The organism is Gilliamella bombi (assembly GCF_900103255.1).
Taxonomy (GTDB): domain Bacteria; phylum Pseudomonadota; class Gammaproteobacteria; order Enterobacterales; family Orbaceae; genus Gilliamella; species Gilliamella bombi.
The window spans coordinates 18165-31906 of sequence record NZ_FMWS01000025.1 but is presented as its reverse complement, the minus strand read 5'-3'; the positions used below and the strand labels follow the sequence as shown (position 1 = coordinate 31906).

Sequence of the window (13742 nt, the reverse complement as noted above, 5' to 3'; positions counted from 1 at the left end):
GTCTCGATTTTTATTTAGATTGCGAAATAAATTGTGAATAAAGTTCCTCTGAAAAGCCCAACAATGCACGCTTCCCATCGATAAGCAAAGGGCGTTTTAAAACAGATGGATTGGCTAACATAATCTTTTTAGCCGTTTGAGCATTATTGACCTCAGCACGAATAGATTCATCTAACTTACGCCAAGTAGTACCTCGTGTATTGAGCAAGCTTTGCCAATCAACTAATTGTAAAAAATCATCCAACAGCTCCTCTGAAAGCCCGTTGGTTTTATAATTATGAAATTGATAGCTTACATGATGATCATCAAGCCAAGTAAAAGCTTTTTTCATCGTGTTGCAGTTTTTGATACCGTAGATGATGTACATAGTAGGTGATCCAACATTGAAAATAATAATAAAGATTATAACAGTTATCGGCCTGATGCGGCAAACTAAAGGGATTTATTTGTTTTAATTCATATTAATACTCATATCTAATGTTAGTTGTTAATGCCAAATAGTCGCTAGTGAAAGCTTGAAATTTTAAATATTTTGGATGGTGAGTTAAGAAATGAATTTTTGAACAGATAATTTCACTCATTTTAAAAAGATCAAACTATTGCTAACCCTTTTTTTTAACAATAAATAAAATCAAATAAAAACAACACACTAAAAAAGCTCTAAAAAAAAGGGTTTTCAAAAGCAAAAATCCTATTTGTCTTTTGCGAAACAAGGTTTATATTATATCGGTTTCTAGTTTACCGCCGAGTAGGCGGTTTAGAAAATTCCCACGATTCGAAAAATTCTCTTCCTGAATGTTTACCGCCGAGTAGGCGGTTTAGAAAAACCTCCATTAATTTTGCTATATCACTATTAAGTTTACCGCCGAGTAGGCGGTTTAGAAAAATATGCGTTGAACCGTCATCAGTTTGCATTGGTTTACCGCCGAGTAGGCGGTTTAGAAATCTAACGTGTCCTTAAATTCTTCATTTAATTTGTTTACCGCCGAGTAGGCGGTTTAGAAAGCTTAAGCGTGTACAGTCTCAATTTAAGTCATGTTTACCGCCGAGTAGGCGGTTTAGAAATGATGCTTGATGCGTCATTAGACCAATAACAGGTTTACCGCCGAGTAGGCGGTTTAGAAAATTGCGTGGATGTGCGGTGTAGCTTCGTCCAAGTTTACCGCCGAGTAGGCGGTTTAGAAAAATTTCGGATATTTATTTTTATCAAATTTCCAGTTTACCGCCGAGTAGGTGGCATGCCCTCAGACGAGGGCAGTGGATGTCTACCGACAGAATAGCTGGCTATGGTTATTAGCTGTGTTCAGAAATTTTATTGAACGCTTAAGCTAGTCATTAATAATCCATTATCAACAATATAAAATAAATATTAATAAATTAATTACAACATTTCTCAACAAAGTAACGCATAATTCGATTATCGACGGTTAGTTCGGGATGAAATGAGCAAGTCAAAATGTTATCTTGCTGCGCCATTACACAATGATTATCAATAAAAGCTAGCTGATTGACTTGCTCACCAGCTTTTGCAATATATGGAGCACGAATAAATACTGCTGGAATTTGCTCACCAATAGTTGGTATATCTAACATTGTCTCAAAGCTGTTAATTTGCCGACCAAAACCATTGCGTTCAACGCAAATATCCATCAAATCTAATAATTCGACTTCGTTATGAGTTGTCGTTTTGCCACAAAGCACTAGCCCAGCACAAGTACCTAAAATTCCTTTGCCTTGTTTAGCAAATTGTTGAATGGGCGCTAAAAGCCTATTTTGTTTAATTAATCGACTAATTGTGGTCGACTCTCCGCCGGGAATGATTAAACCATCTAAATTAGCTAATTGTTCCGGTTTCTGAACTAGTGTTGCTTGTACATTATCAATACTATTTAGCATCAAAATATGCTCACTAACTGCTCCTTGTAAGTTGAGCACACCAATGTACTTAACATTGCTTAGTTTGGATGATTTTGCCATTACCAACCTCGATCTTGCATTCTTTCTGATTGAGCAAGTGTGCTGATTTCAATGCCTTTCATGGCCTCGCCTAATCCTTTTGATAATTCGGCTAATCGTGGATAATCATCAAAATAAGTAGTAGCTTGCACAATGGCTTTGGCAAATTTTTCTGGATTTTGAGATTTAAAAATGCCCGATCCAACAAAAACACCATCAGCACCTAGTTGCATCATAAGTGCTGCATCGGCAGGGGTCGCAACGCCACCAGCGGCAAAATTCACAACTGGTAACTTACCTAGTTGTTTTACTTGTAATACAAGATCATAAGGTGCGCCAATTTCTTTAGCAAAAGTCATTAGCTCATCTTTTGATTTTCCTGTTACCAAACGGATTTGCTCATTGACTTTACGTATATGGCGAACAGCTTCAACAATATTCCCTGTTCCTGGTTCGCCTTTGGTACGTAACATTGATGCTCCTTCACCAATTCGACGCAGTGCTTCACCCAAATCACGACAACCACAAACAAAAGGCACGGTAAATTCATCTTTAAGAAGATGGTACTGTTCATCGGCTGGGGTTAGTACTTCGCTTTCGTCAATATAATCAACCCCCATTGATTCTAAAATACGTGCTTCAACAATGTGGCCAATACGTGCTTTAGCCATAACAGGTATGCTAACAGCATTCATGACTTGTTCAACAATAGTAGGATCTGCCATTCGAGCGACACCGCCAGCAGCTCGAATATCTGATGGTACTCGCTCTAAAGCCATTACCGCAACAGCACCAGCTTGTTCGGCAATTTTAGCTTGTTCAGCATTAACAACATCCATAATTACGCCGCCTTTTTGCATTTGTGCCATACCACGTTTAACGGTCTGTGTTCCTGTAATTTGATTCATTTTTTACTCCTAGTTGAAAATTGGTCTTGTTTGAAAAGTATTATTCAAAAAGAAATAGTTAGACGAAACAGCCAATTGGACTATAATAAAGCCATCCAATTTTAGGTTTGTTGGTGTTATTATAAAAATAGTTCAGATAGACTATTGATTTTATTTGATTTTTAATGTATTTTCTAAAAAAACAAGTGTCTAAAATAAAATATGTGGCAAAAACAAAAACTAACCCAATTTGAAGGATCACTTTTTCAACAATTGACTCACTTAATTGAACATTATATTGAGCAAGGAATTTTGATTGCTGGCGAAAAGTTACCTTCAGAAAGGGAGCTAGCTAAAATGTTACAGATTAACCGCTCAACTGTTGTACATGCACTGGAGCTGTTGACTGAACGAAGCATACTGCTTCGACGTCGAGGCAGTGGCACTTATGTCAATAATAAAAAATGGGGCGTGCAAACCTATTCATCGATCAATTGGCGTTTACCAGCCCATTTTTATCGAGATAAAAAAACATTTTATCAACAAAAAGTGGCACAAGTGCGTGCGCAACAAGTGCAAATTTTTGATCTGGCTAATGGTGATTTGCCAACTAATTTAATTCCCAAACTTCAGCTACCCAATACCTCGTTAAATGAATTGATTATGCATGAAAAAAACAGCGAGGCATTACAATTAGGTTTACCATCGCTTAAAGCTCAAATTGCAATTTACATGCAAACGCAGTTTTCTATGCAAGTTGATATTAACGAAATTTTAATTACATCGGGCACGCAACAGTCGTTATTTCTTATTACACAGGGTTTACTTAAGCCAGGAGATGCAGTTGGAATTGAATCTCCTTCCTATTTTTACTCCTTACCTTTGTTTCAGGCTGCTGGATTACGTTTATATGGTATTGAATGTGATAATGAAGGTATTACTCTTGAAAGCCTATCAAATTGCGTACAACAACATCAAATAAAGTGGTTATTTTTGAATCCTATATTTCAAAACCCAATGGGCTTTGTTATGAGTAATAAACGAAAACAGGCAATTGTTGCATTTTGTCGTTCGCAATGTATAGGTATTGTTGAGGATGACGCCTATAGCAGTTTAGCGTTTAAACCAAATTTGCCAGTATTGCCCATAAAAAAATGGGATCAACATAATCAAGTTATCTATTTAGGATCGCTATCAAAATATATAGGGGGAAATATTCGTATTGGGTGGATGGTGGCACCGCGTAATATTATCAAAAATCTGTCCAATATTCGGCAACACATTGATTCGGGGTTAAGTATATTGCCACAATTATTAGCTCAAGAATATCTACAACATCATCACACTGTCCATCAACAACAGCTACGGCAAACGTTACAAATCAAAGCAGAGCAGTTAATGCATTGGTTGGATTGCTATTTCGGTGGTGAGATTACTTATCAACCTCCACTAGGTGGCTTTCATTTATATGCGCATTTACCTGTAAAAACGGTAGCGCAAGAATTAGCTGTGCTTAATAAACTGTTATCAAAAGGAGTGACGGTATCGCAAGGGGCTGACTTTGGCGATAACTTAGGGACAATTAGATTAAGTTATGGGCATTTTGAACAGCAAATAATCTCAAAAAGATGATAAAAACACTTGCTTTTTTAGATAAAATAAAATTGATTTTTTGGTAGTTTAATATTTAATCTTTTTAATAAATATATTAATAATCAATTGATTGCAGAGTTATCAACAGGTTTATTCAGTACTTATTAAGTCATAAAGTGAATAAATACCTTAAGTCCCTTTTTTAATTATCCGCAAATAAACCACACTCAAAAAAGCTCAATAGGCAATTGAGCAAAATATCACCTTTTAACCAATTATTGAAATTAGTTTTTCCTTGTTATTTGCTTTTGTAACGCAATGCAAACAAATGAAAAATTTTTATAACATTATGATTAAATATAAAATCACTTATAAATAACATTAGGGATTAATTAAAAATTGGCTAATTACTTACCTTTTTTTAACTATACTTTACCATTGAACCAAATATGTTAGTTTACTGCCACTATTCTAACTCGTTATAATTACAAGCATCAGGTGAAAACCAGAAACGATATTAGGAGACTATTTTGCATCTTTCATCTAAGGCTTTTCGTATTTTAGGTATTATCGCTACAGTGGCGTCATTAGGGATGTATGTTTCTTATATTCCACAAATCATCGATAATTTGCATGGATTGAAAACAAACCCAATTCAACCATTGGCCGCTTCCATTAACTGCTCGCTATGGGTCTGCTATGGGCTGCTACAAGAAAAGAAAGATTGGCCACTAGCAATTGCTAATTCGCCAGGAGTAATTTTTGGGTTAATTGCTTTTTTTACTGCTCTATAATTTACATAATATCATTATGTAACAAGTAATCAGTTGCTCTTATATTATCGCTTTTTGGGTAGCATTTTTATTGTTTGAGTTCATAGTAAATTTCAACAAGAATTGTAAAAAAAGATTTTTTTTGTTATCAAATTAACTCAAAAATTGTTCAGATTAATATTTAATCATTTAGAAAATTATTTAATAATTAAAATGTTATTGAGTTATTAACAGGTTTGTTAAATACTTATCAAATTGTACAGTGAATAAATCAAGTTAATTGATTTGCTTTAATATTACCGACAAAATGATAGATTTGTTGAAATTTGCAATTATGCTGGCAGATTATTTTTAAGTACATCTTAAAAGAAGATAGACAGACTAATAGATAGTTTTATAATGCATCCAAAAATCAAATAACCGTCAAAAGGGAAAGAAAATGAAAAAATTAATCGGTATATTTTTACTTAGTTTACCCATGTTGGCTGTAGCTTCAAATTGTGATGAAATTAGTGCTAATATTGCTGAAAAAATCAAAAACAACGGTGTTGATCCTTCACAATTTCAGTTAAAACTTGAACCATCTGATAAATCAGAACAACAAATTGAAGGTAAAATTGTTGGTTCATGCGATCGTGGTCAACAACGTATTGTTTATGTTCGTTTGGATGGTTTAGCAACGCAAACACAAACTCAGCCAGCTAATACAAAAGATGAAACTGAAAGCCGTAATGATAAAGCAGAACCATCAATAAACACCCCAACCGAATCAACACCAGTCGAAGGTAAATGACCCGTTAAAAATTAATTATGTAATTTTTGCAGAAAAATAGGGCGTAATGCCCTATATTTATATGTTTGTGACTAGAGCAAATGGCTATAATTTGCTTTAACCTCTTCGTCCCATACACTTGATTGTACTTGACCAATGTGTTTTTGTTGTAAAAGCAACATAACCAAACGCGATTGCCCAATTCCACCACCAATGGTTTGCAACAAATCGCCATTAATTAATGCTTTATGCCAAGCAAGCTCTAAACGATCTTCGTCATTTGTTAGTTTTAATTGACGTTTTAACGTTTCTGGATTGACACGAATCCCCATTGATGAAATTTCCAATGCGCTATGCAAAATTGGATTCCACACTAAAATATCGCCATTTAAGCCATTAGATCCTAAATCGTTTTCACTGCTCCAGTCATCATAATCAGGTGCACGAGCATCGTGCTTTTCATTATTTGATAATTTACCGCCAATACCAATTAAAAACACAGCTCCAAGCTCTTTAGTTATTGCGTTTTCACGCTCTTTTGGGGATAAATTTGGATAGCGTTTTAATAACTGCTCACTATCGATAAAGGTGATAGATTCGGGTAAAAATTGTGAAAGATGATACTGTTGTGAAACAATTTTTTCGGTCGCTTTAATGGCAGCATAAATATTTTCGACCGCTTGTTTTAGATAAGTTAAATTGCGATCTTCTGGACGAATTACTTTTTCCCAATCCCACTGATCAACATAAACTGAGTGAATTGGCGAAAGTTGCTCCTCGTCTGGGCGTAATGCTTTCATATTAGTGTAGATTCCTTCGCCAACTTTGAAATGGTGATCGCTCAAGATTTTACGTTTCCATTTAGCTAGTGAATGTACCACTTCATATTGTGCATTAGGTATTGCTTTTACCTTAACTTGCACTGCGTGCTCAGTACCTGAAAGGTTATCTTGAATACCATCGCCAACTTTACTTAGTAACGGAGCTTGCACTTCGATAAGTGATAAACGCTCGGCAAGTTGCTCAGCAAAAAATTGCTTAACAAAACTAATTTGCTGTTGCTGCTCTTTAAATGATATCGTCATGTTTACGCTCTAATCATTTATTTAATTTTCAGTGTATCAGTAAAGTAAACTAGATGAGTGAATTTTGCAAGATGAAGATAGAAAGGTAAAGCATTGACTTGTTTAAATTGAATAAACGTTTGATTTTGCTAAAAAATAAAATTTAAAAACTTCAATAAAATCAATAGTCTACCTGAAAGATTTTAGAACAAAACATACTTATAGCGCCATAAGGTTAATATGCTTGTCTTATCACAACATCAAAATGCATGATCACTAAGTTAGGTTAACACGCCAAACTGGCGGTTTTGTGTTTTGGCGGTTAGTAGTGATATTAAGTTTTAAAAATAAAAAGTTAATTTATTATAAACTTAACATTATATTTTGCTAAAAAATTGACTTATTGCTAAAGCTGAATCATTTCTATCTTTACATTTCTTTACAAAAAAGTAAGCTCAAGAACTAGCCAACTATTTTTTTAACGGCTATACTTCCATCGATTTAGGAAAACAAGCTTATTTAACAAGCTAATAAATATAAAACAAAACAATAACAATAAAACAATGTACTTGATGGATGAATCGTAATGCAATATCATTTTTGCCACAAGACTTGGCAAGCCTATGTCTTAAATTTATCGAATAATTTTATTCGGCGAGTGTTTGCTCAAAACTTATTTATATCTCTGAAATTATCTACAAAATCATTTTTAAAAATTCAATTGGTACTGGCGCCGTTGTTGTTACTGCCGTATTCATTGGAATCGCAGGCATTATCGGCCACTACATCGAATACCATTCAAGGCACTGCACCCTATTTAACGCTTGATGATGGTGTCACTAAAGAGACTAATATAGATGGCTTATTAGCTATTAAGTTATCAGACGGTCGAACATTTACACCACAAAATAATCCCTCATCACCGGCAGCACCAATTAAGGTACCTGTAGAGTATACTTGGGGTAATATTAATATAATAGTTCCGCCATTAAGTGAGTACTTCCATATGAATGACTTGGTGGCACAAGGTAAATTGCGTGATGATGATGGAGATCCTATAGAGACAAATGGGGGTATCCTTCTGTCTATCTTTGATAAAAATGGTCGATGGATTAATAGTGATCGTAATAATAATAGTAGGTTAACGATATGTAATGCACCTTATGCGGTGAGATTAGAGAGTCCAGAGGTTTATTTATTTACTATGTATGGTGACCCATATTATAGTAAACTCGAAGGAGGTACAGTAACGTATTACATTAGTCCAAATACCGTCCCTCAAATCTGTTCTGTAAAGCCAAATCTCGTTGGTGGTCTGGATGGTCTAGGTGACATATGGAATTATAGGAACGGATTTTTCGTTCAATCAACTAATCCTGATTTATACAACCTAAATTTCCCGACCACGGGTGCGCACAATTTATATTTTGATTTACTCATAGGAGGAGTAGATGAAAGTCAGTTGACTTGGTCGCCAGTTACACACGGGGGGATCACAGCGACAGTAACGAAAGAAGTGGTTACTAATGGGGGGGGTGAAAAAGTTGTAACGCGCGTTAAGTTGACAGGGCCAGCGGCAAGTGATAGTCAAAAAGAGTCAGATAGTCCAGGTCTAATTGCCGTGCCAAATTTACCACAGGTATTTGAATTAGAGGGTCGAGATAGTAGTGGTAATGTAGTAGTGAAATATGGATTTAAGTTAAAGCAGTGGTTTGTTGCACGAGGAAACAAGTTAGGGACATTTTCTGAGCAAGAATCTTGGTGTAATAGCATAGGTTATCGTCTGCCTCGGATAAGCGATTTAACTAATGCGAAATGTGGTATAGATGATCGTTTCCCATGTGTAGAAGACATAAATGGCGCTACTCCTTTATCAATAGGTAATTATCCTCAGAGACGAATAGGCGCTGGTTTATTTACCGAGTGGGGCGCACTGATTGGTGGATATACCGATGCTGATTTCGGATTCCCGCATTGGACGAGTGATATAATGGGAAGTAATCCGTTTCTTGTATACGAAGGCACGGTTACTGGATCTTATGGGTTTTATGATGCTTCTGCTATTTGCACGTTTTAGTGGTTAGTTCAGTTTTAAAGCACAGGGATATTTATGGCGTTAATCAAGAACAATCTAGCCAAGAACTAAGCCGCTGCTCAATGGAGCATCGGCTGGCAAAACCAGTTGGCCTTAAGCTTTAATAACTTAAAACCAAAAAACGCCCCGACTAATAAGATTTAAAAATTTGCGCTTTTGTTATTAACCAGTTGTTATTAAACGACTGTTATTAAATAATAAAAGCGCTTTTCTTGAAAAATAAAGCCACAATAATAAAAAAGAATACAATCTATAACGCATTGATTTTAATTAAAAACATAGATTGGACTATGAAAGCAAATAGTCTGATTATTCTTTATTAACTACCTTATTATTAACGTATCAAACTCAAATTAAAGTAACACATCTTTGGAAAATAACCGTTTTAGGCGTAGTACAACAGAATACTTTAAAATGGCTGATTGTAGTAGCAAGGCAAAAAATTTTAATTACTAAGTAAATTCTATTTGCCAAAAAAATCGTTATTGTAGATTAATTACCCATGACGGCGATTGGAAAGGTTTCTCGAAAAAAACTGTGTCAATTGCTATTATAAATTACTATTATTAACAACTATCAAAAAAAGCTGAACATTGCTAAATGCTCAGCCCTGATTTTTTATACATCAAATACTTAACTTAATTTTTATAGTGGTATATTAGTTTATTAAACATTTTAGATTTGCTTTCTAAAATTAAAAAATATGCTTTTATTTAAATAATATGTTTGTTTTTAATGATATTGGATAGATTGTTCACTTTGCTCATCGTGTACTAAAAGTAGACAAGTATCACTTAATGATACGGCTTTTTGTAAACGTGCTTTGTCTTGTTCATTAAGGTTATTGATACAAGCAACTATATAGCTACAGGTTTTGTATTGTAAGACTTTTTCAATGGTTGATACTAGGTCTTCATTATTTAAATTTGCTAGATGAATCACTTTGTGTTTATCTAACCCTGCAGTATTAACCCATGAACGTTTTAACATTGGTCGGTCAGAAAGCCATAATTGCCATTTTTTAGCTTTATTAAGTGATTTTAATAAAGGGCGTTGTTGTTGTAATACTTGTTGAAAAGGGGACTCAAAATTAATAGCCATAAGTTGTTGTGTAGAATGTTCAATAAGCATAATAACCTCTGTACTGTTTTTCTATACAGTGTATATTAATACAGTATTTTAAGGTTGTAAACTCTATTTATGATTATTTTTTATGTGATTTATTAATTGAGTTATTTTAAGAACGCAAATATTGATACGATAAAATACCTAAATATGTCATTAAAACTGAACCAATTACATGAATCAATATTGTTGCTAAACCCCAATATATTCGACCGTCTTGTAAAAAGTTAACCACCTCGGCAGAAAAGCTTGAAAAAGTTGATAAGCCACCACAAAAACCTGTTATTACCAATAACCGCCATTCAGCAGAAAGGTTAGAGTGATTAAAAAAGGCAATTGCAAAGCCAATAATATAGCCAGCAACTAAATTAGATAGCAATGTACCTAGTGGAATAGTAAAAGCAATAACATTGAGTTTAAGTGATAAGAACCAACGCATTAATCCCCCCGCTACTGAACCGACAGAAATGGCTAAAATCAGTTTTAACATAATGATATATCCTTGACTATACTTTGAAATATGAATTTGTTATCGCTATAGATACTAAGTGATCGGAAAATATATAAAACGATCATACCAGTAGAAAATAGAAATAGGAAATCCTAATCAGATTGAGATAGAATATTCAATATTAAGAAAATTTGAGGTATATCTATGTTTACAGGCATTGTTCAAGGCGTTGGTCAGATTATTGATATTGTTGATCAAAATAAATTAAGAACATATAAAGTTAAATTACCGCATCAATTAACTAATAAAATTGAAATAGGGGCGTCGATTGCCAATGATGGATGTTGCTTAACAGTAACGGGGGTCGATAAAGATATCGTGTCGTTTGATATTATGGAAGAAACCCTTGCATTAACGACATTGGGTGATAAAAAAATCGATGATTTTGTGAATATTGAGCGTAGCGCTAAATATGGTGATGAAATTGGTGGTCATGTGATGTCTGGGCATATATCTTGCACTGCAACTATTGTTGATATTCAAAAAACTGCCACAAATTGTGAGATGACGTTACAATTGCCGAAAGAATTTATGAAATATGTATTATATAAGGGCTTTATTGGCATTGATGGTGCAAGCCTAACAATTGGGCAGGTAAAAGAAGATCGTTTTGCTATTCATTTAATCCCTGAAACGTTAGCTATTACCACGTTAGACGCTAAAAAAGTCGGAGATAAAGTTAATATCGAAATTGATTCCCAAACTCAAGCCATTGTTGATACAGTTGAACGGGTATTGGCAGCAAAAAATTGATAATATTTAATTTTGATTCTCGATTAATTTGAGAAAAATATTATTAGATTATTATCGAGTAACTGGTTTATTTTAATTAAGTATTTTCGTTAGTTTAACCTGAAATCAATGGTCTACCTGAATGTTTTATTAAAATAGGTAATAATCTTTTATAACGTTTGGAGACCTTTGATTAGTAGTTAAGGTATATCGACAATTTAATACCAACAAAATTTAATTTTATACTTGAATACTGTTTATATTTAAATGCTTTTTTTACTTAAACATATAGTTACCTGAAAGTTTTTGACAAGATTTTTAACATTTCCACCACAGACAAAAACAATTTAGTTCTTATTGGTTTATTTTTATGCTTTGATTAGTGTTAATTAGGTTGAAGATGGTTATACTTTACCCGATTGGAGTATTTTTCCTTTTTTGCCACCCCATTGGTCATCAATAATGTAGTGAGCTGTGATTGGTACAAGTGCAGGTATAAAGGTAAATTTATAAAAAACTTCATCACCTTCGCAGATTTCATAATACAGTGAATATAATGGTGCATCTAATTGTAGGTTAATAGTAAATTTTTCTGTGGCAGAGGCAACCTCAATCGTATTTTTGGGATGTGTGTAAAAGGGAACAACAATGCATCGTTGGGTTTGGTTATCCATTGTAAAACTATCTGATAAGGTTAAAAAAACGTTTGCACCGAAAACATCATCAGGTAATGGGTCAAAAATGACATAATCCTTATGAATAACTGCACCTTGTGCAATATTTTGTTTACCCCATTGCGATAATTCTTCACTGTATGGTCTAGATCTGACTAAAATTTGACTATGAGATATTAATAAATCTACAACCTGTTGTTTGTTTTTCTCCATCAGAGATATTCCTTTACATACCATAAAATCATCAAATTAAATGTAGGAAATTGCCAGATTGTTAATATCAAATTATAAAAATAATTCGCAAATAATAATGTATAAGGCATTTACTTAAAATTGCTTTATGTGGTTTAACCATTTTGTAAAAATTAATAAGCCATCTAGGCTTTTGTTTTCTATTTTTCTTTTGGATTTTTGAATATTGGGTGATTATGCCATATCTTTGTTAAAGCATATATTACTTTTTCAGGTTTCTCATTTATTTTAGCCTCATGTGTTATTTGGCGTTATTTGTATGGGTAAAAACAATATAATAAATCTTATTTAGTTAAAATAAGATTTATTGGGTTATTTAATTCAATCACTATTTTGAAATCGGCACTTGATTCCACTATAAGAAAGTGATTTGGCAATTCAGTTGCATTAATGAATGGGTTTGATGTTTCGAAATAGATCACCCATTTTAAATCATCTTTAGGCGTTAAGTAGGCAATAAACCCTTCTGAACCATAACTTCCTTCACCTAAAAAGCATTGATTACCATTAGTTATGGTGATTTTTTTTGTGATATCTATATTAGTGATATTATCAGGATCTTTATCCAAAAAAAGATTAAGATTGAATGGTTTCCCTTTTTTAATTAATAATTGGGGATAAAACTGGGTTGAAAGGGATATCGATTCACCAGTAGAAAAGTAAATCCCGTCTTTTATAGGTAATGTTTGTTTATTCCATAACGCTAATATTTTTGTCATCTAAGCACTCTTTTATATGTTAATCTCCAAAAGCGTGGTTAATTTATTGCATAATCAAACCTAGATTTGATGCAAGTATTATAAATGTCTATTAGCTAATTTATACGGAATATTTGTTAACGTAGCTTTTTGTTTGTCGAATATTGCTTTATATTTGCTTAATGTTGAGTGATTAACTGCACTATAATGGTTTAGTTCATTATTTTGTGTGCCGTCATCTTCCCAATAGCATAATGGACAAACATCGTATTGTCCTTGATGAGTTAAGGTTAAATAATGGCAACAAGGGCATGCATGCAAGATATCTTCGTCCCCTATAATGGTAATAGGTTCACGGTATAAAGCACTAATATATTGTTTTAGATATTGATTAGAATAGCCTTTCAATTTAATGCCAACAAAATAGCCTAATAAAAATTGCTCAATGGCATCATCATAAATATTGTTATATGCTAAAGGTTGGCCTTCTTTATCAAGATAATTTGCAAAGAGAATATTCTCAATATCCTGTTTTGAAGATTGTGCAATCATTTCGATAGCTAACAGTGTTAAAGCGAGTTTTCGGCTGAGCGTCTTCATTGAGTTAAAG

14 protein-coding genes and 1 CRISPR repeat array are annotated in these 13742 nt (G+C 33.7%); of the genes, 5 read left to right on the top strand and 9 right to left on the bottom strand.

Annotation, left to right across the window (positions count from 1 at the left end):
* Positions 1 to 10 precede the first annotated feature (10 nt).
* The 3 genes from B9N71_RS05925 to pdxS form a co-directional block, all read right to left on the bottom strand.
* Positions 11 to 367 carry an ArsC family reductase gene (locus tag B9N71_RS05925; RefSeq protein ID WP_065589985.1) on the bottom strand — a complete coding sequence of 119 codons (357 nt, stop codon included), beginning with the start codon at positions 365 to 367 and terminating at the stop codon, positions 11 to 13.
* A gap of 369 nt (positions 368 to 736) precedes the next feature.
* Positions 737 to 1185: a CRISPR direct-repeat array (repeat unit 28 nt; unit sequence GTTTACCGCCGAGTAGGCGGTTTAGAAA).
* A gap of 192 nt (positions 1186 to 1377) precedes the next feature.
* Entirely contained in the window at positions 1378 to 1977 is a 600-nt protein-coding gene (pdxT, locus tag B9N71_RS05920; RefSeq protein WP_085164784.1) for a pyridoxal 5'-phosphate synthase glutaminase subunit PdxT, read from the bottom strand.
* The gene (pdxS, locus tag B9N71_RS05915) at positions 1977 to 2864 is read right to left on the bottom strand and encodes a pyridoxal 5'-phosphate synthase lyase subunit PdxS (protein ID WP_075524365.1); all 888 of its coding nucleotides are present in this window, start codon (positions 2862 to 2864) and stop codon (positions 1977 to 1979) included. Before pdxS ends, pdxT begins: the two co-directional genes overlap by 1 nt.
* Positions 2865 to 3065: 201 nt before the next feature.
* Between pdxS and B9N71_RS05910 the strand changes: the two genes are divergently transcribed.
* The 3 genes from B9N71_RS05910 (at position 3066) to B9N71_RS05900 (ending at position 6002) form a co-directional block, all read left to right on the top strand.
* Entirely contained in the window at positions 3066 to 4475 is a 1410-nt protein-coding gene (locus B9N71_RS05910; protein ID WP_085164782.1) for an aminotransferase-like domain-containing protein, read from the top strand.
* A gap of 491 nt (positions 4476 to 4966) precedes the next feature.
* Positions 4967 to 5230 carry a SemiSWEET family transporter gene (locus B9N71_RS05905; RefSeq protein ID WP_034914233.1) on the top strand — a complete coding sequence of 88 codons (264 nt, stop codon included), beginning with the start codon at positions 4967 to 4969 and terminating at the stop codon, positions 5228 to 5230.
* A 418-nt stretch (positions 5231 to 5648) separates the two neighbouring features.
* Entirely contained in the window at positions 5649 to 6002 is a 354-nt protein-coding gene (locus B9N71_RS05900; protein WP_085164780.1) for a DUF1161 domain-containing protein, read from the top strand.
* Positions 6003 to 6073: 71 nt separating this feature from the next.
* Here the strand turns inward: B9N71_RS05900 and asnA are convergent, their stop codons facing one another.
* Positions 6074 to 7066: an aspartate--ammonia ligase gene (asnA, locus tag B9N71_RS05895; RefSeq protein WP_085164779.1), complete on the bottom strand. Its 993-nt coding sequence runs from the start codon at positions 7064 to 7066 to the stop codon at positions 6074 to 6076.
* Between the two features lie 565 nt (positions 7067 to 7631).
* Here asnA and B9N71_RS05890 point away from each other — a divergent pair.
* A complete protein-coding gene (locus tag B9N71_RS05890; RefSeq protein ID WP_085164777.1) occupies positions 7632 to 9122 on the top strand; it encodes a hypothetical protein in 1491 nt (496 codons plus the stop codon).
* A gap of 750 nt (positions 9123 to 9872) precedes the next feature.
* Here the strand turns inward: B9N71_RS05890 and B9N71_RS05885 are convergent.
* Positions 9873 to 10271 (bottom strand): cell division inhibitor SulA, encoded by a 399-nt coding sequence (locus B9N71_RS05885; protein WP_065589978.1) that lies wholly within the window; start codon positions 10269 to 10271, stop codon positions 9873 to 9875.
* 106 nt (positions 10272 to 10377) lie between these two features.
* Entirely contained in the window at positions 10378 to 10755 is a 378-nt protein-coding gene (crcB, locus tag B9N71_RS05880; protein WP_085164775.1) for a fluoride efflux transporter CrcB, read from the bottom strand.
* Positions 10756 to 10920: 165 nt separating this feature from the next.
* On the opposite strand from crcB, the gene B9N71_RS05875 reads away from it, so the two are divergent.
* Positions 10921 to 11529, top strand: a complete 609-nt coding sequence (locus B9N71_RS05875; protein ID WP_085164774.1) for a riboflavin synthase subunit alpha — start codon at positions 10921 to 10923, stop codon at positions 11527 to 11529.
* A 383-nt stretch (positions 11530 to 11912) separates the two neighbouring features.
* On the opposite strand, the gene comJ is transcribed toward B9N71_RS05875, so the two are convergent.
* The 3 genes from comJ to B9N71_RS05860 all read right to left on the bottom strand — a co-directional run bounded on the left by comJ (position 11913) and on the right by B9N71_RS05860 (position 13732).
* Positions 11913 to 12395 (bottom strand): competence protein ComJ, encoded by a 483-nt coding sequence (gene comJ / locus B9N71_RS05870; protein ID WP_085164772.1) that lies wholly within the window; start codon positions 12393 to 12395, stop codon positions 11913 to 11915.
* Between the two features lie 323 nt (positions 12396 to 12718).
* The gene (locus tag B9N71_RS05865; RefSeq protein WP_085164770.1) at positions 12719 to 13153 is read right to left on the bottom strand and encodes a hypothetical protein; all 435 of its coding nucleotides are present in this window, start codon (positions 13151 to 13153) and stop codon (positions 12719 to 12721) included.
* A 78-nt stretch (positions 13154 to 13231) separates the two neighbouring features.
* Positions 13232 to 13732 carry a CPCC family cysteine-rich protein gene (locus tag B9N71_RS05860; protein WP_085164768.1) on the bottom strand — a complete coding sequence of 167 codons (501 nt, stop codon included), beginning with the start codon at positions 13730 to 13732 and terminating at the stop codon, positions 13232 to 13234.
* Positions 13733 to 13742 lie beyond the last annotated feature (10 nt).

Bases quoted from the DNA above. Each gene is read 5' to 3' on its own strand.
- B9N71_RS05925 (WP_065589985.1), bottom strand. From the start codon at position 367: ATGTACATCATCTACGGTATCAAAAACTGCAACACGATGAAAAAAGCT.
- pdxT (WP_085164784.1), bottom strand. From the start codon at position 1,977: ATGGCAAAATCATCCAAACTAAGCAATGTTAAGTACATTGGTGTGCTC.
- pdxS (WP_075524365.1), bottom strand. From the start codon at position 2,864: ATGAATCAAATTACAGGAACACAGACCGTTAAACGTGGTATGGCACAA.
- B9N71_RS05910 (WP_085164782.1), top strand. From the start codon at position 3,066: ATGTGGCAAAAACAAAAACTAACCCAATTTGAAGGATCACTTTTTCAA.
- B9N71_RS05900 (WP_085164780.1), top strand. From the start codon at position 5,649: ATGAAAAAATTAATCGGTATATTTTTACTTAGTTTACCCATGTTGGCT.
- asnA (WP_085164779.1), bottom strand. From the start codon at position 7,066: ATGACGATATCATTTAAAGAGCAGCAACAGCAAATTAGTTTTGTTAAG.
- B9N71_RS05890 (WP_085164777.1), top strand. From the start codon at position 7,632: ATGCAATATCATTTTTGCCACAAGACTTGGCAAGCCTATGTCTTAAAT.
- B9N71_RS05885 (WP_065589978.1), bottom strand. From the start codon at position 10,271: ATGCTTATTGAACATTCTACACAACAACTTATGGCTATTAATTTTGAG.
- crcB (WP_085164775.1), bottom strand. From the start codon at position 10,755: ATGTTAAAACTGATTTTAGCCATTTCTGTCGGTTCAGTAGCGGGGGGA.
- B9N71_RS05875 (WP_085164774.1), top strand. From the start codon at position 10,921: ATGTTTACAGGCATTGTTCAAGGCGTTGGTCAGATTATTGATATTGTT.
- comJ (WP_085164772.1), bottom strand. From the start codon at position 12,395: ATGGAGAAAAACAAACAACAGGTTGTAGATTTATTAATATCTCATAGT.
- B9N71_RS05865 (WP_085164770.1), bottom strand. From the start codon at position 13,153: ATGACAAAAATATTAGCGTTATGGAATAAACAAACATTACCTATAAAA.
- B9N71_RS05860 (WP_085164768.1), bottom strand. From the start codon at position 13,732: ATGAAGACGCTCAGCCGAAAACTCGCTTTAACACTGTTAGCTATCGAA.